Origin of the sequence: Hymenobacter sp. DG25A (assembly GCF_001280305.1) — a bacterium.
GTDB lineage: Bacteria > Bacteroidota > Bacteroidia > Cytophagales > Hymenobacteraceae > Hymenobacter.
Genome location: NZ_CP012623.1, coordinates 1,494,449 through 1,511,033 on the forward strand (window position 1 = coordinate 1,494,449; position 16,585 = coordinate 1,511,033).

13 protein-coding genes are annotated in these 16,585 nt (G+C 57.6%); 7 read left to right on the forward strand and 6 right to left on the reverse strand.

What is annotated here, in order from left to right; all coding sequences use genetic code 11:
* Nucleotides 1–114: 114 nt before the first annotated feature.
* Together AM218_RS06470 and AM218_RS06475 are read right to left on the reverse strand one after the other, a co-directional pair.
* Entirely contained in the window at nucleotides 115–1,194 is a 1,080-nt protein-coding gene (locus AM218_RS06470) for a tetratricopeptide repeat protein (RefSeq protein ID WP_054412941.1), read from the reverse strand.
* A 94-nt stretch (nucleotides 1,195–1,288) separates the two neighbouring features.
* A complete protein-coding gene (locus AM218_RS06475; RefSeq protein ID WP_197274026.1) occupies nucleotides 1,289–2,005 on the reverse strand; it encodes a tetratricopeptide repeat protein in 717 nt (238 codons plus the stop codon).
* 19 nt (nucleotides 2,006–2,024) lie between these two features.
* Between AM218_RS06475 and AM218_RS16930 the strand changes: the two genes are divergently transcribed.
* A complete protein-coding gene (locus AM218_RS16930; protein WP_197274027.1) occupies nucleotides 2,025–2,321 on the forward strand; it encodes a hypothetical protein in 297 nt (98 codons plus the stop codon).
* On the opposite strand, the gene AM218_RS06485 is transcribed toward AM218_RS16930, so the two are convergent.
* Entirely contained in the window at nucleotides 2,308–4,995 is a 2,688-nt protein-coding gene (locus AM218_RS06485; RefSeq protein WP_231717590.1) for a DNA gyrase/topoisomerase IV subunit A, read from the reverse strand. The genes AM218_RS16930 and AM218_RS06485 overlap by 14 nt on opposite strands.
* A gap of 352 nt (nucleotides 4,996–5,347) precedes the next feature.
* Nucleotides 5,348–7,267 (reverse strand): DNA topoisomerase IV subunit B, encoded by a 1,920-nt coding sequence (locus AM218_RS06490; RefSeq protein WP_054415355.1) that lies wholly within the window; start codon nucleotides 7,265–7,267, stop codon nucleotides 5,348–5,350.
* A 194-nt stretch (nucleotides 7,268–7,461) separates the two neighbouring features.
* Between AM218_RS06490 and AM218_RS06495 the strand changes: the two genes are divergently transcribed.
* From AM218_RS06495 to AM218_RS06515, 5 genes are all read left to right on the forward strand, one after another.
* Complete coding sequence (locus AM218_RS06495; protein WP_082318098.1) at nucleotides 7,462–8,649, forward strand: AI-2E family transporter; 1,188 nt, start codon at nucleotides 7,462–7,464, stop codon at nucleotides 8,647–8,649.
* 101 nt (nucleotides 8,650–8,750) lie between these two features.
* Nucleotides 8,751–9,224 (forward strand): ferritin-like domain-containing protein, encoded by a 474-nt coding sequence (locus AM218_RS06500; RefSeq protein ID WP_054412947.1) that lies wholly within the window; start codon nucleotides 8,751–8,753, stop codon nucleotides 9,222–9,224.
* A 174-nt stretch (nucleotides 9,225–9,398) separates the two neighbouring features.
* Nucleotides 9,399–10,880 carry an exonuclease domain-containing protein gene (locus AM218_RS06505; RefSeq protein ID WP_054412949.1) on the forward strand — a complete coding sequence of 494 codons (1,482 nt, stop codon included), beginning with the start codon at nucleotides 9,399–9,401 and terminating at the stop codon, nucleotides 10,878–10,880.
* 150 nt (nucleotides 10,881–11,030) lie between these two features.
* Nucleotides 11,031–11,498, forward strand: coding sequence for a hypothetical protein (locus AM218_RS06510; protein WP_157547551.1), 468 nt, complete (start codon nucleotides 11,031–11,033; stop codon nucleotides 11,496–11,498).
* Between the two features lie 68 nt (nucleotides 11,499–11,566).
* Nucleotides 11,567–11,998, forward strand: coding sequence for a hypothetical protein (locus AM218_RS06515; RefSeq protein WP_054412953.1), 432 nt, complete (start codon nucleotides 11,567–11,569; stop codon nucleotides 11,996–11,998).
* 12 nt (nucleotides 11,999–12,010) lie between these two features.
* Here the strand turns inward: AM218_RS06515 and AM218_RS06520 are convergent, their stop codons facing one another.
* The gene (locus AM218_RS06520; protein ID WP_157547552.1) at nucleotides 12,011–13,525 is read right to left on the reverse strand and encodes a hypothetical protein; all 1,515 of its coding nucleotides are present in this window, start codon (nucleotides 13,523–13,525) and stop codon (nucleotides 12,011–12,013) included.
* Between the two features lie 246 nt (nucleotides 13,526–13,771).
* On the opposite strand from AM218_RS06520, the gene AM218_RS06525 reads away from it, so the two are divergent.
* The gene (locus tag AM218_RS06525; RefSeq protein WP_054412956.1) at nucleotides 13,772–15,373 is read left to right on the forward strand and encodes a hypothetical protein; all 1,602 of its coding nucleotides are present in this window, start codon (nucleotides 13,772–13,774) and stop codon (nucleotides 15,371–15,373) included.
* 24 nt (nucleotides 15,374–15,397) lie between these two features.
* Here AM218_RS06525 and AM218_RS06530 read toward each other — a convergent pair whose 3' ends face one another.
* A complete protein-coding gene (locus tag AM218_RS06530) occupies nucleotides 15,398–16,534 on the reverse strand; it encodes a DNA topoisomerase IB (RefSeq protein ID WP_054412957.1) in 1,137 nt (378 codons plus the stop codon).
* Between the last annotated feature and the right edge of the window lie 51 nt (nucleotides 16,535–16,585).

The following is a 16,585-nucleotide window of genomic DNA, read 5'->3' on the forward strand; positions in this document are numbered from 1 at the left end:
AAAGGAACGCTCGGCCGCAGGAAGTGCCCCGCATCGAAGCAGAAATTCCCCGGAATTCTCCTACTACCTTACCCCACCGAATGACCTTCCGGCACTGAAAAAAAGGCAGTTGTCTTAGTTGGGAAGCGCTACCGGAGCCCGTTGCAGGATAGGCTCTATGGGCGCTACACGCCGCCGCGTGGTGGTATCCGTTGGTTCTCCCCGGGCTTTGGCAGCTGCCTTCCAGGCCATGTAGCTCCAGTGCTTGTTCCCCGGGTTTTCCCGGACCAGCTGTTGGTACTGGGCCGCCGCTTCCTGGGGGCGCCGCAGGGCTTCGTAGCTTTCGGCCAGCATCTGGCGGGCATTAGGGAGCAGCGTAGAGCGGCGCAAGGCGCGTTGCAGGTGGGGCAGTGCCTCGGCGTGGCGGCGCTGTTTTACATAGGCCATCCCCAGGCGGTAGTCGGCGCGGTAGAGGGTGGTGTCATAGCGCAGGGCCCGCAGGTAGTTTTGCTGGGCGCTGTCGGGGCGCCCCTGCAGGTCATATTGCCGGCCGTTATCATACCAAAGGGGACCGTAGGTGGGCGCCAGCGCCAGGCCCCGCGCCGCGAAGATGGCGGCATCCTGGGGCTGGCGGCGGGCATTGCTCAGAAAAGCCAGCTGATGAAGGATTTCGGCCTGCCGCGGCTCCCGTGCTACACTGGCCCGCAGAAAATCGAAAGCCTGGACGGTATCCTGAAGGCCTACGTATGCCATGCCTTTGTAGAAGAGCGCGGCCGCATTTTCGGGTTCCTGCTGCAGGGTGCGGTCCAGGTGGTCAAGGGCATCCTGGTAGCGCCGGGCGGCCAGGTTGGTTTCCCCTACCAACAAACTCAGCTGGGGAGAGGCAAAACCGTGGCGGGAGGCGGCTTCGGCGGCTTTCAGCGTGCTCTGCAGCTGGCCTATTCCGCGCCGGGCCCGGGCCTGCAGAAAGTAGTACTCTCCGGGGCCATCATCCAGTCGTAAGGCTTCTTCTATATCCCGCAGGGCCCGCTCCGGCTCTCCGGCATCGAGCCGAAAAGCAGCACGGCGCGCATACAGGCTGGCGTTACGGGGCTGGCGGGCAATAGCGCCTTCCAGATCCTGCGCCTGAATGGCCGGGCCACTCTGCACGGTAGCCAGATTCACCATCACATCCGGCTGCTCTGCAGTGGAGTTGCCGCAGGCGGAGAGAGCCAAAGCAAGTGCTGGAGCCAGGAAATAGGAAAGTGCGCGCCGAAACATGCTATAAAGGTACGGAAGGTGCCACCGAATATGAATACCTGGCCGCCTTCTAACCATTGGGGTTGGGAGATTGGAGCGGGTGCTTGCGCTGCAGCCGCGTGAGCAGAATGCGGCAGCGCCGGCTTATTTCCAACTCTTCGGTGGTGATGGGGGTAAGCGTGGCCGCCTCCTGCAACACCTGAATGGCTTTCTCATCCTGCTTTTGGGTGTCGTACACCCGGGCCAGATCATAATACACCTGAATGCGTCTGGGGTCCAGCTGCTGGGCCTTTAGCAGCGCATCAATAGCCTGCCGGCTGCTGGCCCCACTGGGTACTCCTCCCAGAAAAAAGCCGCTGAATATGCGTTCCAGCAGGTTATAATGGTCTACACGGTAGTGCCAGCGCCCCAGCAGCTGCCAGGCCTCCGACCAGGTGGGACGGCGGGCCACAGCTTTAAAAACGTAGGGCTTCATGTCGCGGTAGGTTTGCAGGCGCCCTTTGGCGTGCAGCAAAAGGGCCTGGTTAGCCAGTACCAGGGCTACGGCGTAGTTCGGCTCGGCGGCTTCCGGCTGCAAAGCCCAGGAGCGCTCGGCAAAGCCGCGGGCGGCAGTGTAGTAAAGGCTTTTGCGGGTTTCATCGGTGTAGCGGGAGCCGATGCGCACGCTGAGCAGGGATGCCTGCCACAGGGCTTCCACGTTCCTGCCATCCCGCCAGATAACCTCTTCATACTTTGCCAGGGCTTCTGACTCGCGGTACTGGCGCTGCAGACTGCGCGCGTCCGCCATCAGCTTTTTAATACTGGGCTTGGGCACCGACTTTTCTACCGCTGCCGGCACAGGCACCTGGGCACGGGCCGCCATTGGCGCGCACCCAAGCCCCGCTGCAAGCATTACCCACAAAAAAAATAACCACCGGTGCATGATGCAAAAAAGAACCCTTGCGCAAAGCTGCGCTTTTCCGCGCATCGTACCGAAACGAAAGGAGAGAAACTTCCAGAAAAAGCTGGAGCATTACCAACAACAAAATAACACCCACAAAAAAGCCCTGATCCAATTGGTCAGGGCTTTTTTGTGGGTTTACGGTAAGCTTAAAACAGCTTGAGCTGAGACTTGGGCCGACGCAGCACGGCCTGGGCCTGGGCTACATCTTCGGCGGAAATATCCACCGGACCATTTTCCTCCGGCAACGGGGCTTCGGCGGCGCCCATTCCGCCAGCCGTTGGGCGCGGCAGCGTGGCCGGACCGCGCTTTTTGGCCACTTCGCGGCGCTCCGGCTCGGGGCCTTCGTCGGTGAGCAGGGTAATCCCGTGCACTTTGAAGTAGTTGAGCTTGTTGCCCATGGCCTTCCACCCTTTTACGTCGATAAATTCGTGCAGACGAATGGTTTCCGATTCCTTATCGGCTTTTTTATCACGCTGGAGCTTCACTTCCACGGCGGGTTCAGGGTTAGCCGTTACGGCCAGCAGCCTGGAGCCTTTGGTTTCGGAGATGAAGATAAAGCGCTTTTCCAGCGTGCTGGTTTCAATCTTAAACCGCTTCACGTAGTGGATTTTCGTCTCGCCATCCATATACACCGCGCTTAGCACCGTATCGGGCTCCAGTTTGCGGAGCAGCACGATGTTGGGCACGTCAAAATGGAGCGCCGGGTCCGGTGACTTCAGCTCGTAGCTGCCATCCTTATACACCACCAGCACCGTGTTATCAGTATCGAAGGTGCCGAGGTAGCGGCCGTGGCCGGCGGTGTTCAGGCGGCCCACCACACTATCAAAGAACACTTCGCGGCCACCCAGCGTGGAGTCGCCGAGGCTTTTCTGGGTGATTTTCTTGATGGGCTGCTTGGTGACGATGTTGCCCATGGAGCCCTTGCCTTTGATGGCCAGCTCGGCAAAATCGAAATCAAACTGCTTCACGCGGGCCGGGGCTTTGTCCGAAAGCTGAATACTCACAATTTCCGACTCCGAGTTGGGGTTGGCGGTGAGGTAAAGCGTTTTGGTGCCCTTGGTGCCTTTGGTCAGGTCGTAGGATTTGTCGCGGGTGATGCCGGTTACCAGGAAGCGCTTGGCAAAGCTGATGCCGGAGGCGCCATCCTGGTAAATCATGTTGTACACCAGCCGGTCGTCGTTCTTGTTGTAGACGCCGGCGTGCAGAATATCCTTGCCCACGAAGGTCTTTTCGGCAATGCGCGTTACCATGAATGTGCCGTCGCGCTTAATGGCAATGATGTCGTCCAAGTCGGAGCAGTCGCAGATGTATTCTACCAGCTCGTCCTTTTTGAGGCCGTAGCCCACAAAGCCATCCTTGCGGTTGACGTAGAGCTTCTGGTTGGCCACGGCTACTTTCTGGGCCGTTACCACATCAAAAGTGCGGAGCTGGGTTTTCCGCTCGCGGCCCGCGCCGTACTTCTTCAGCAGCCCTTCGAAATAGTTGATGGCGTAGCGGGTGAGGTTGGCCATGTGGTCGGCAACTTCCGCCAGCTCGGCTTCCAGGCGCTGAATGTACTCATCGGCCTTAAACCCATCGAACTTGGAAATACGCTTGATGCGGATTTCCGTCAGGCGGGTGAGGTCGTCTTCCGTAATGGCACGGCGCAGTACAATGCGCTGGTCGTCGGCCTTAGCCTTCTCCCCTTGCACGCGCACAAACTTCTTCAGCCCCTTATCAATGGTCTCCAGGATTTCGGCCCAGGTCTCGCATTCCTCAATTTTGCGGTAGATGCGGTTCTCGATGAAAATCTTCTCCAAGGAGGCCGAGTGCCACTTTTCCTGCAGCTCATTTTCCCTGATTTCCAGCTCCCGCTCCAGCAGCCGCACCGTTTTCTGGGTGCTCAGGCGCAGCATGTCCTCCACGCCCACAAAGCGGGGCTTGTCCTCAATGATAACGCAGGTGTTGGGCGAGATGCTGATTTCGCAATCGGTGAAGGCGTAGAGCGCATCCATGGTCAGATCCGGCGACACGCCCGTGGGCAGGTGCACCTGGATTTCCACTTCGGCCGCCGTGTTATCGACTACCTTTTTGATCTTGATTTTGTTCGCTTCCGAGGCCTTCACGATGCTTTCCATCAGCGCCGTGGTGGTGGTGCCGTAGGGAATGTCGCGAATGATGAGCATGGTCTTGTCGGCCTTCTCAATGGTGGCGCGCAGGCGGATTTTCGCCCCGCGCAAGCCCCCGTTGTAGTTGGTAACGTCGCACAGGCCGCCCGTCGGGAAGTCGGGGAACAGCTGGATGTCACGACCCTTCAGCACGTCGATGCTGGCTTTGCACAGCTCGCGGAAGTTGTGGGGCATGATCTTGGTGCTCAAACCCACGGCAATGCCTTCCACGCCCTGCGCCAGCAGCAAGGGAAACTTCACGGGCAGGGTAGTCGGTTCGCGCTTGCGGCCGTCGTAGCTCATCTGCCACTCGGTGGTATCGGGGTTGAACACCACATCCAAGGCAAACTTGCTCAGGCGGGCTTCAATGTAACGGGGAGCAGCTGCGCCGTCGCCGGTGCGGATGTCGCCCCAGTTACCCTGGGTTTCAATCAGCAGGTCTTTCTGGCCCAGGTTCACCATGGCGTCGCCGATGGAGGCGTCGCCGTGGGGGTGGTACTGCATGGTCTGGCCGATGACGTTGGCTACTTTGTTGAAGCGGCCATCGTCCATTTCCTTCATGGCATGCAGAATCCGGCGCTGTACGGGCTTCAGGCCATCCTCAATGGCGGGCACAGCCCGCTCCAAAATGACGTAGCTGGCGTAGTCCAGAAACCAGTTCTGGTACATGCCGCGCACGGAAGACATATCGTGCACGGCCTCGCCGGGGGCGAATTTGGTGTTCTCTTCGGTTTCTTCCTCTGCTTCCGGCTCCGCGGTGTCGTCGGCTTCCAGCGCCGATTCCGGCACCAGCTCGCCTGTTTCACTTACGACCAGTTGCTCTTCATCTTCGGATGAAGCGTCTTCAGCCGAAGGGTTGGACGCGGCCCCAAACTCAAAGGAGTCGCCGGCGCCGAACAAGTTGTTGGGCTGCTCTTCCTGGCTGGGGTCGTCGTGGGGGTTTGTCTCTTCTGACACAGTAGGGTTGTGGCGCTTGCCACGGTTATTGTTCTTGTACCTCTCTCCTGCCGGCTTTTTGGCAAAGCAGAAGGTTTAAAAATTACGCTAAATCGGCTTCAGCTACTTCTTCCACGGGCAGCACATCAGAAGTTACCAGGTCTTTTTCCAGACGCAGGTTGTCGATGATGAAGTTCTGACGGTCGGGGGTGTTTTTGCCCATGTAGTAAGTGAGCACCTGGTGAATGCTGCGCTCCGACTGCAAGATGACGGGTTCCAGGCGAATATTCTCGCCAATGAATTTACCGAATTCTTCGGGCGAGATTTCACCCAGGCCTTTAAAGCGGGTGATTTCGGGGTTGCGGCCCAGCTGGCGCATGGCCTGCTGCTTTTCCTGCTCGTTGTAGCAGTAAATGGTGGTTTTCTTGTTCCGCACCCGGAACAGCGGCGTTTCCAGGATATAAACGTGCCCGTTGCGGACCAGATCCGGGAAGAACTGCAGGAAGAACGTAAGCAGCAACAGGCGGATGTGCATACCGTCCACATCGGCATCGGTAGCAATAACCACGCGGTTGTAGCGCAGGTTTTCAATGCCTTCTTCGATGTTGAGGGCGTGCTGCAGCAGGTTCAGCTCCTCGTTTTCATACACAATCTTCTTCTTCAGCCCGAAGCAGTTCAGGGGCTTGCCACGCAGGGAGAAAACGGCTTCCGTTTCCACGTTGCGGCTCTTGGTGATGGAGCCCGAAGCGGAGTCGCCCTCGGTAATGAACAAGGTGGCCAGCTCTCCCTGGCCGGGCTTGCCTTCGCCCAGGTGGAAGCGGCAGTCGCGCAGCTTGCGGTTGTGCAGGTTGGCTTTTTTGGCGCGCTGGTTGGCCAGCTTTTTTACGCCGGCCATGTCCTTCCGCTCCCGCTCACTCTGCATAATGCGTTTGAGCAGGGCTTCGGCCGTTGCCGGGTTTTTGTGCAGATAGTTATCGAGGTGCTCCTTAACGTAGTCCAGAATGAAGCCACGCACCGTGGGGCCGTCGGGGCCCATGTTCATGGAGCCCAGCTTGGTTTTGGTCTGACTTTCAAACACGGGCTCCTGCACACGCACCGAAATAGCGGCCACAATGGAGCCGCGAATGTCGGCGGCATCAAACTCCTTCTTATAGAACTCCCGGATGGTTTTCACCACCGCCTCGCGGAAGGCGGCCAGGTGGGTACCGCCCTGGGTGGTGTACTGGCCGTTTACGAAGCTGTAGTACTCCTCACCGTAGTCGTTGCCGTGCGTGAGGGCCAGCTCAATATCCTCGCCCTTCAGGTGAATAATGGGGTAGCGCAGGCTCTCCGGGTCGGCTTTGCGGGCCAGCAGGTCCAAGAGGCCGTTTTCAGAATAGAACTTCTGGCCGTTGAAGTTGATGGTGAGGCCCGCGTTCAGGTACACGTAGTTCCAGATCTGGCTTTCCAGAAACTCCGGGATAAAGCGGTAGTTGCGGAAAATGGTGTCGTCGGGCTGGAAGGTGATTTGCGTGCCGTTACGCTGGCTGGTTTTCTGGGGCTTGGGGTCCTGCACCAACTGACCCTGACTAAACTCCGCCGACTTCATGATGCCCTCGCGGACGCTCTGCACCAAAAAATAATTGCTCAGGGCGTTAACCGCTTTGGTACCCACGCCGTTCAAGCCCACAGATTTCTGAAAAACTTTGCTGTCGTACTTACCGCCCGTGTTAATCTTGCTGACAACATCTACTACCTTACCCAGCGGAATGCCCCGGCCGTAGTCGCGCACCTGCACCCGGTGGTCGGAAATCTTGATATCGATAGTGCGGCCGTGACCCATCACGTGCTCATCAATCGAGTTATCAATCACTTCCTTTACCAGCACGTAGATACCGTCATCGTAGGCAGACCCGTCGCCGAGCTTGCCGATGTACATGCCGGGCCGCAGACGGATATGCTCGCGCCAGTCCAGGGAGCGGATACTATCCTCATTGTAGCCGTGGTCGGGGGTAGTGCTGGGAGTGAGTTCTTCGGCTGCCATGTGGTAATCAGAATTCAAATTTGAGGTAAAATAACGCAGAAAATTGAGTTTTTCCGCGTTTCATGCAAGCTATATTTTTTAGCAAATTCAACTCTTCCGAACTTCACTTTTTTAGTAAAAGTTCCTGCATAAAGGGCAAAATAAGCTTTAAACTCTTCTCCAACCTCCTTTTGCCATCCCAATAAACTTAGCAAATGCTTCCTCCCTCTACCCAACCCCGCTTGCCCAGCACTGCGCACAAGCCTACTTCGGAGGTCAGGCAGACTCCCATTGTGCAGTATGCTTTTCTGCTGATTGCCGCAGTGCTCACGGTGTATTCGCTCAAAGTGCTGGATGATGTACTCCTTCCCCTGCTCTTTTCGGCCTTGTTTACGCTGTTGCTGCTGCCCATCAGCCGGTGGCTGGAGGGGCGCGGCGTGCCCCGCATTCTGGCTATTATTATGTGCCTGTTGCTGATGGCCCTGCTGTTTGCCGGCATTATCTTGGGCTTTGCCTCGCAGCTGACGCAGTTTAAGAGTGAGCTACCCAAGCTGCAGGAAAAGCTCTTCCAGGTTTTCCACCAGTTTCAGGACTGGGCCAGCCAGCGCTTCGGCATCGACCCTATTTCGGACGAGGAGCTGAAGCAATCTACCATGAAGTCCCTGAAAAAGGACAGCGGCAGCTACCTCAACACCACGTTTAAGACCACCTCGGCGGTAGTCAGCAACCTGCTGCAGGTGCCCATCTACATCTTCTGCTTTCTGTACTACCGCGACCATCTGCGCCAGTTTATGTTCCGGTTTGTGTCGCCGGATAAGCGCACCACCGTGCTCAATACCGTGGATAATATTCAGACGGTGGTGCAGGCCTACATTTCCGGGCTGTTTAAGGTGATTGTGGTAGTGGCTATTCTGAATGGCATCGGGCTGCTGGCTTTGCAGGTGAAGTTTGCCATCTTCTTCGCCATTTTCGCCTCGGTGCTGGCCGTTATTCCCTACATCGGCATTATGATTGGAGCCAGCGTGCCAGCCATTATTACGCTGGTGGAAACCGGCTCCCCGCTGCACGCGGCCGCCGTGGTAGGCGTTTTTGCCATTGTGCAGTTTCTGGAGGGCAATTTTATCACGCCTATGATTACCGGCTCCCAGGTAAGCATCAACCCCATGGCCGCCATTATTGCGCTGGTGCTGGGGGCAGAGTTGTGGGGCACCCCGGGCATGATTCTGAGCATTCCGCTGATTGCGGTAGTGAAAGTGATTCTGGATGCCAGCAAAATCACGGAGCCCTGGGGCTTCTTGCTGGGCGATATTGCCGAAGGTGAGGATAATATCAAGAGTGTGGCCGGCGGCGAGCCGGGCTTCTTTACCCGACTTTGGCACCGTATTAAGGGACAGGAATCGTAACCCGCACCTAAGCCAGCCAGTATAACAAAGCACGCTTCGCGCAGGATTATGCCTGCCGGGCGTGCTTTTTTATTTATCTACTCACTTAACTATTCATGCTTATGTCAGCCTTAACTGCACCTGCCGCCCGGGCCTTTAATGACCTGGTTGAAATAAATAAAACTGCTACCAAAGGCTACCAAGAAGCCGCTGAGGGCGTAACCGACCCCCAGCTGCGCTCTGAGTTGAGCAAGTTCAGCCAGCAGCGCGCCAAGTTTGCTTCTGAGCTGGAACAGAAAGCCCGCCAGTGGGGCGTTAACACCAAACAAGAAGGCACCGTGGAAGGGGCTTTGACGGACGCCGCCGCCGCCCTGCACCGGGGCTGGATCAACATTAAATCAGCCGTGACGGGCCACAACGACTCCGCCATTCTGGGTGAGTGCGAAACCGGTGATGCCACGGCCCTGCAGGCCTACGAAACGGCTCTGCGCTCCAGTGATTTGCCCGTTGAAGCCCGCAGCGTGATTCAAAAACAGCACGGCGACATCCTGTCGGCTAAAAACTGGGTGACCCAGCAAAAAGGCCGCGTTAAATAAGCGGTTCACTTTCAAAGCTGAATATAAAAAGCCTGCCCCTTGGGTGGGCTTTTTTGCTTTACGGTTAGTTAATTACCGCCGCTGATATCGAACAAAAATGGCTGCAACCTTTGGATGGGTTATCTTTGTTACCAATCTGCTTAGCATTGTTCATTACCTGATACCGCGCCGCTTTTGTACGCCATTATTGACCTTGAAACAACCGGCGGACAGCCTGCCCAGGACCGGATTACGGAAATAGCCATCTTCATTCATGATGGTGAAAAAGTGGTGGATCAGTTTGATACGCTGCTAAATCCTGGGCGGCCTATCCCCTTCTTCATCTCCCAGCTCACGGGCATTACCGATGATATGGTGCGGGATGCGCCCAAGTTTCATGAGGTGGCGCGCAAAGTGGTGGAAATGACGGAGGGCTGCGTGTTTGTGGCCCACAACGTGCGCTTCGATTACTCCTTTATGAAAAAGGAGTTTGCTGACTTAGGCTTTAACTACTCGCGCAAAACGCTGTGCACCGTGCGCCTGAGCCGCTCCCTGATACCGGGGCAGCCCAGCTACAGCCTGGGCAAGCTGTGCCAGAACATTGGCATTCCGCTTAACGGCCGCCACCGCGCCGCCGGCGACGCCGCCGCTACGGCCATTCTCTTCGACCGGCTGCTGAAGATTACGCAGCAGGAAGACGCCCTTACGAACCCCACCATTAGCCCCGCCGATACCCTGGCGGCCCTGGATATATCTGCCCCGGCCGGCAACCGCCCCGCCGCCAAGCAGCCCTCGCCCCGCAAAGTGAAAGCTGTGCAGGATGCCATTAAAACGGCGCTGCTGCCGCCCAACATCACCCCCCAGAAGGTAGCCGCGCTACCCCAGTCGGCGGGGGTGTATTACTTCCATAATGAGCAGGGGGAGGTAATTTATGTGGGCAAGAGCATCAACATCTACAAGCGCATTCAGCAGCACTTCGCCGTCGATTACAAGTCGCGCAAGAGCATTGAGTTCAAGAATTCGATATCGGACATTACCTGGGAGCTGACGGGCTCGGAGCTGGTGGCGCTGTTGTATGAGTCGCACGAAATCAAGCGCATGAAACCGCTGTATAACCGCCAGCAGCGGCGCTCGGTGTTTCCGGCGGGCATTTTCCTGCGCACCGATGAGCAGGGCTATAAGCATTTGTACTACGGCCGCGCCGATGACCACGCCGAATCCCATCCGCTGATTGCCCTGGGCAACCAGTACAAAGCCAAAGGCTTTCTATTCCATAAAGTATCCAAGTTCAACCTCTGCCAGAAGCTCTGCGACTTGTATAAAACCCAGGGCTCCTGCTTTGACTACCAGGTGCACCGCTGCAAGGGCGCCTGCCTGGGCCTTGAGCCCCCGGAAGAATACAACCTGCGCGTAGAGGAAGCCATTGAGTCGTTCACCTACGAGCACGGCTCGTTCGTGGTGATGGGCCAGGGCCGGCGCGAGGATGAGAAAAGCCTGGTGGTGGTAGAGAACGGGCGCTATCTGGGGTTTGGCTACGTGGATGAAACCTTCACGGCCCGCCGCCTCGATGATTTTAAGCTGGCTATTACCCGCTACAACGACAATAAGGACGTGCAGCAGATTATCCGGCAGTACCTGCGCACCAAGCATAAAGACAAGGTGAAGGTGTTTCGGTAATGATTTATTAATCAACCGGTAAAGCAACCTTTCAAAGCCTTTGGGTATCCTTGGTCTGTTTTCAATAAGGCAAGTGAGAGCCCGCAAAAAAACGGTATCTTCCTGTGCCAACTCCGGTCTGGTTGGTCCCTACACCTAATTGCCCTGGTTATGTCGGTACTTTACAACACCACGTATCTGCGCGTTCATTATGATGGCTTCGCGCACGCGCTGGAATCTGAATGGTTAAGGCCACCAACCAGCGAAGAGTTGCGCACGGGTTTGCAGATTGGGCTGGAGCTGGCCCGCGAATACCATGTGCGGGCTTGGATCAGCAATCTGCGACAGATGCCGGGCATCAGCCTGGAAGATGAAATCTGGGTCCGGACGGTATGGTTTGCGCAGTTTATTCAGCTAGATATCACCCACATGGCCATTGTAGAATCCCGCAGCCAGTCAATCCGCTCGGGGGTGGTGGAGTTACTGGAGCGGGCCGGTCAGTTGGCCCCCCTTAGTACCGGATATTTTGCCAACCGGGCAGCGGCCCGCAACTGGGTTATGGGAGGGCAGCTTATTCCCGGGCAACCATTACACTCCATCCCAAACCCCGGCCTGTCTGATCACCGGGCCGGTCTGTAAGCACAGGGCACCTCGCCCAGACTTACTTCTAATGCCGTTACGGCTGCCTTCGCAGCGCATTAATTTCAATGCCCACTACTCCTGCCCCAGGCTTCAACTCCGATTACCTGACCATTACCTTCCGTCCGGATTTACAACTGCTGGCGCTACGGTGGCTGCGGGATGTAACATTTAACGAGTTGCAGGCCGGCTTTCAGGCTGCCCGCGAGGCAGCGCGGGCCGTTGGGGCCACGCGCTGGCTGATTGATGTGCGCCGCCGCCTGGAGCTGGATGCAGTGCCCTCCACCTGGGTGGCCAACCAACTCTTGCCGATGGTAGCCGCTGAGCTGCCCGGCACTCTGCAGATAGCCTACCTGATAGCCCCGGCGCGCCAGGAGGCAATTAATACGGTACCTGATCTAAAAAACGCTGTGCTGCAGGCACAGGCTACCGCCCAGCCCTACCGCTTGCAGGTTTTTATTGATGAAGGGGTAGCTGTGCGTTGGGTTTGCTCGCTTTAACCTGCCAGCGCCTTAGTAAAGCCGGTGCCGCAGCAGCCAGCCAGCGGCATCAAAATCCCGGGCAGTGGGCTGGTAGCTGGATACCTCCACGCTTTTAGGGGCTATAAATACATTGCCGTCGCCGCTGTCGTACAGCGTAATGCGGGTTTTGTCCAGCTGGGTAGCTGCAGCAACTTGTAGCTTGTCCTGGCCGGCGCCATCATAAAAACCGATAGGCTTATCGAAATCCAGGTTGCCGCGCACTTCCAAAACATCATTACCTCCTAAGCCAAAAAGCCTGAGGGAGCGGGTTTCATTGGCCCGGATGGTGCGCCGTCCTATTAAGCTATCCACGGAAATCGTATTGGCCGGGAGCCGCCGATAGACGCTCAGGCGTATTTGGTCAGCGCCGGCCGGTTCCAGCACAAAACGCTCCGGCTCATCGGTGCCCGGCACTTCTACCTCCTGGGCCAGCAGCTCATAAAATTTAGTAGCCACGGCGGGCAGCTGGTCGCGGCGGTGGCGAAGCTTTCGCTGGAACTCCTCCTGCGATAAAGCTAGGATTTCCGGCGGCCACTGGGCAATGGCGCGGTCAATTACCTCATTGGTGAGGTGCTGCCGCAGGGAATCGGCTACTTCCTGCACGTCCTGCCGGCTCAGGTACACCAGCAGCGACTTATCCATGGGCAGGGCCGCTTTATTCAGGCCCTCTACGTCGGAGAGGCGAATGTCCTCGTGAAAGCTCTGGTAATTGCTTTTCACCCAGGCCACAATGTGCGTCATTAGCCCGTCATCAAACTTAAAAAAGGCATGGTCCCGGTCGCGCGGAATGGCTTCGTAGCGCACTCCCCCGTCTGGGGTAGGAAAGCTGGCCCAGCGCCACTGGTCTTCGCGCCGGCTCCAATCGCCTAAATACATATCAAACAGGCGGGCGCGCAGGTACTGGCGGGCAGCCACGCGGTGGTTGGCATGGTATAGTAACTGGGTAAATACTTTGCGGGAGCTTTCCACCCGGGCAGAGCGGCCAAAGCTGGCTACCGTGCTCTGGTTGCCTTCCGGGCGCTCCTCCAGCAGATAAAGGGCATTGGCGTATTCCTTCCGGAATGAGCCCAGCGCCGGATCATCGCCTACATAAACCAGCCGGGGGTTAGTGTGAAATACGCCGGCCGCCTGGGCCAGCGTGGGCACAATGTAAGCGCCGTAGGGGTGAATTACGCTGGTCTGATCTTTCATCAGGCGCCCTATCGGGCCCTTCTGCAGCCGCTCAGGTAAGGCTTTGGTGGCATCCTTATCCACGGAGCGCAGCACAAACTCCCGGCCCTGCGCGTCTACCAGCCGCAGGTTTTTGGTCTGGAAGCTGCCGCCGGCCTGCAAAGGCGTTAGCCCGCCGGGCATTACGGTGCGCAGGCTGATAACCGGCACCCGCACCGGCTGCGCCCATACCTTACGGTAGTGCCGGCCCCAGAAAAACTGATGCAGGGCGCTACGCGCATATTGCGGTCCAGCGGCCACCATTACAACTGAATCACCCGGCATCACAGAAGACACCTCAGCCCTGGCAGACGGGGAAGTGCAGGCCGCCAGGGGCAGCCCCAGAAACAAAAGGCTATGAAACAACGGCCGAAGCCCTGAATTGGCAGCAAACACAAATGTAGATTTGAAGCGAGAAAAGCAGCAGATGAAATGGCCGCTGAGTGTATACCGTAACACGGGCACGGCGGTTGTGCCCACTGCTGAGGTTTACTTTTCGGCGAAAGTTGCGTTAGAGGATACCAACTGCGTTTTTCGCCTTCTATGCCATTTACCTACCGCGTTTCTCTGTTTTCTTTTTTGGTGTTGATGGGCTGCGCACGCCAGCCCTATTTTCAGCCGGATGCGCGGGTACCCAATGCCGCCAGCCTGCGCCCGCTTGGGCCGGATAGTGCCTGGGTTACGGCCGGCCGCCACTACCAGCGGGGGGCGCTGCACAATGCCCTGCTGGGCAAGCACTACCGCCCCGTGTGGGCCATGCCCGTAGCTATGCCCGTGCTGGGCCTGCGCACGGCCGTGCCGGGCACCACCCTGAAGCCAGGCAAGATGGGCGGCGGATTTCAAACATCCAGCCTCACGCTGGATGCCGCCAATGGCCGCAGCTATGTGCTGCGCACTTTAGATAAAGACCCTTTTAAAACCTTACCCAAGGTGATGCGGAAAACTTTTCTGCTTACCCTGGTGCGCGACCAGACCTCGGCCGGCAACCCGTATGCGGCCTTTGTAGTACCGCCGCTGGCCCAGGCGGCCGGGCTGCTGCATACCACCCCCCTGCCTTTTTACATAGCCGCCTCCGATACCACCCTGGGGCCCTTTTCCAAGCGGTTTCAGGGCAAAGTTACCTTGCTGGAAGAAAGGCAGGATGGCAAGGAAAACCTCGACCCATCATTCGGGAAGGCCACTGATTTGGTAGACTCCGAGGATATGCTGGAAAAGCGTTACGACGACCCCACACATCAGATAGATGAAGTACAGTTTGCCCGGGCCCGCCTTTTTGATATCTGGCTGGGCGACTGGGACAGGCACGAAGGCCAGTGGCAATGGGCTGTTTATGAAGAGAAGGGCCGCACCCGTTATCAGCCCGTACCTAAAGACCGGGACCAGGTTTTTTACCGCTTTGATGATGGTCTGCTGCCCTACCTGGCCAGCCGGCGCTGGGCAATACGCAAGTTCCGCACGTTTAAGCCGCGGTATGAAGACATTGAGGGACTGGTGAAAAATGCCCGGTTTATTGATGCCCGCGCCCTGCATGCTGTAACGCGGAGCCAGTTTCAGCAGCAGGCCGCCTACCTGCAGCAGCACCTCACCGATGCCGTGATAACTACCGCACTTCACCGCTTTCCTCCGCCGGTGTATGCACTGGAAGGCCAGCACACGCAGCAGGCCCTGCAGGCCCGGCGGGCGGCCTTACCCCAGGCCGCCAATACCTTTTACAAGCTGCTGGCCAAACACGTCACCATTCCCGGCACCGACAAGCCAGAGCGGTTTCTGGTGGAGCGCCTCAGCGACACTACCACCCGCGTGAGCATGTACCGCATCACCGATAAAGAGGATAAGTACCGCGCCGACAGCCTGTGCTACCAGCGCACCTTCCGCACCGATGAAACCCAACGCCTGACCCTGCATGGTCTGGGTGGCCAGGACGTTTTTGAGCTCAGCGGAGAGGTGAACCGCGGCATCCGGATAGACATCTATGGCGGCCCTAAGCCTGATGTAGTTATTGATAAATCGAGGGTGCGGGGCTGGGGCAAGAAGACTTTCTACTACGACACCAAGCGGGATAATGAGTTGACCAAAGGCCCCAGCACCCGTGATAAGACCACCAAAGGCGTTAAGATGCACGCCTATGATCGGGAAGGCTCTTAACTAGTTTTGCTTTTTGTAACGAGGTTATTTGCCGCCGGCAGCGGCTGGGCCCAGTTCCTGCAGCATGTGCAGCACCATGTGCTCGGTGGGCGTGAGCAGGTCACTTTCGGCGGGGTCGGCGTCGTGGCGGCGCAGGTAGTCCAGGAGCTTATCGGAGTTAAACAGGTCTACCACCTGAGGGTGGATATAGTATTTGGAGCACACTGTGGGGGTATTCCCCAGGTTCTGGGCCACTTCCTTCACGGCATGCTTCAGGGTTCTGGGCTTGGGAAACTCCGGATGCTCGTTCAGCACGGCCTCCAGGCATTCCACCATTTTTACGGTGCCGCCCCAGGTGCGGAAGTCTTTGGCCGAGAGGCTCAGGCCGGTAACCTCCCGCAGGTAGCCGTTCACGTCCCCTGATTCTACTTCCACGCGGTTGCCTTCGCTGTCGTAGTACTGAAAAAGGTGCTGGCCGGGAATTTCCTTGCACTTCTGCACCAGGCGGGCCAGCTTCCGGTCCTGAATCAGGACATCGTGCGCCACACCTTTCTTGCCCACAAACTTAAACCGCACCTCAGCCCCGGCCACCTGCACGTGCCGGTCGCGGAGGGTGGTGAGGCCGTAGCTTTTGTTTTTGCGGGCGTATTCCCGGCTGCCGATGCGGATGAAAGACTGGTCCATGAGGGAAAGCACCAGGGCAATAACCTTGCGCTTATCTAGCTGCGGGCGAGCCAGGTCCTTGTGTAGCTGTTGGCGCAGGTCGGCCAGCTTCTCGCCAAATGCCTGCAGCCGGCTGAACTTGGTGAAGCTGCGCGCGTGGTCCCAGGCCGGATGGTAGATATACTGCTTGCGGCCTTTGGCATCGCGCCCGGTTACCTGCAGGTGGGCCGTGGCGGTGGGTGCTATCCAAATATCCGTCCAGGCCGGGGGAATCACGAAGCCGTTGATGCGGGCCAGCGTTTTCTCCTCCGTTATTTTCTGGCCCCTGGCATCGTGGTAAGTAAAATTGCCCGCCCGGGTAGTGCGGCGCGTGAGGCCGGGGTGAGTATCGTTGTAATAGCGCAGCCCGGCCAGTTCTGCCTGCCGGGCCGGGTTTTTATAAAGTACATGGGCTTCTTCCTCGGCCAGGAGGTACTTCTTTTTGATTTTCAGCCGGGGTTGGGCATCAGTTGTAGGCATGAGCTAAGGATAAAACCGGGCAGGAAGAAATAGATAGCGCGGTTCCTGCTG

Bases quoted from the DNA above. Each gene is read 5' to 3' on its own strand.
- AM218_RS06475 (WP_197274026.1), bottom strand. From the start codon at position 2,005: ATGGCGGACGCGCGCAGTCTGCAGCGCCAGTACCGCGAGTCAGAAGCC.
- AM218_RS06485 (WP_231717590.1), bottom strand. From the start codon at position 4,995: ATGTCTTCCGTGCGCGGCATGTACCAGAACTGGTTTCTGGACTACGCC.
- AM218_RS06490 (WP_054415355.1), bottom strand. From the start codon at position 7,267: ATGGCAGCCGAAGAACTCACTCCCAGCACTACCCCCGACCACGGCTAC.
- AM218_RS06495 (WP_082318098.1), top strand. From the start codon at position 7,462: ATGCTTCCTCCCTCTACCCAACCCCGCTTGCCCAGCACTGCGCACAAG.
- AM218_RS06500 (WP_054412947.1), top strand. From the start codon at position 8,751: ATGTCAGCCTTAACTGCACCTGCCGCCCGGGCCTTTAATGACCTGGTT.
- AM218_RS06510 (WP_157547551.1), top strand. From the start codon at position 11,031: ATGTCGGTACTTTACAACACCACGTATCTGCGCGTTCATTATGATGGC.
- AM218_RS06515 (WP_054412953.1), top strand. From the start codon at position 11,567: ATGCCCACTACTCCTGCCCCAGGCTTCAACTCCGATTACCTGACCATT.
- AM218_RS06525 (WP_054412956.1), top strand. From the start codon at position 13,772: ATGCCATTTACCTACCGCGTTTCTCTGTTTTCTTTTTTGGTGTTGATG.
- AM218_RS06530 (WP_054412957.1), bottom strand. From the start codon at position 16,534: ATGCCTACAACTGATGCCCAACCCCGGCTGAAAATCAAAAAGAAGTAC.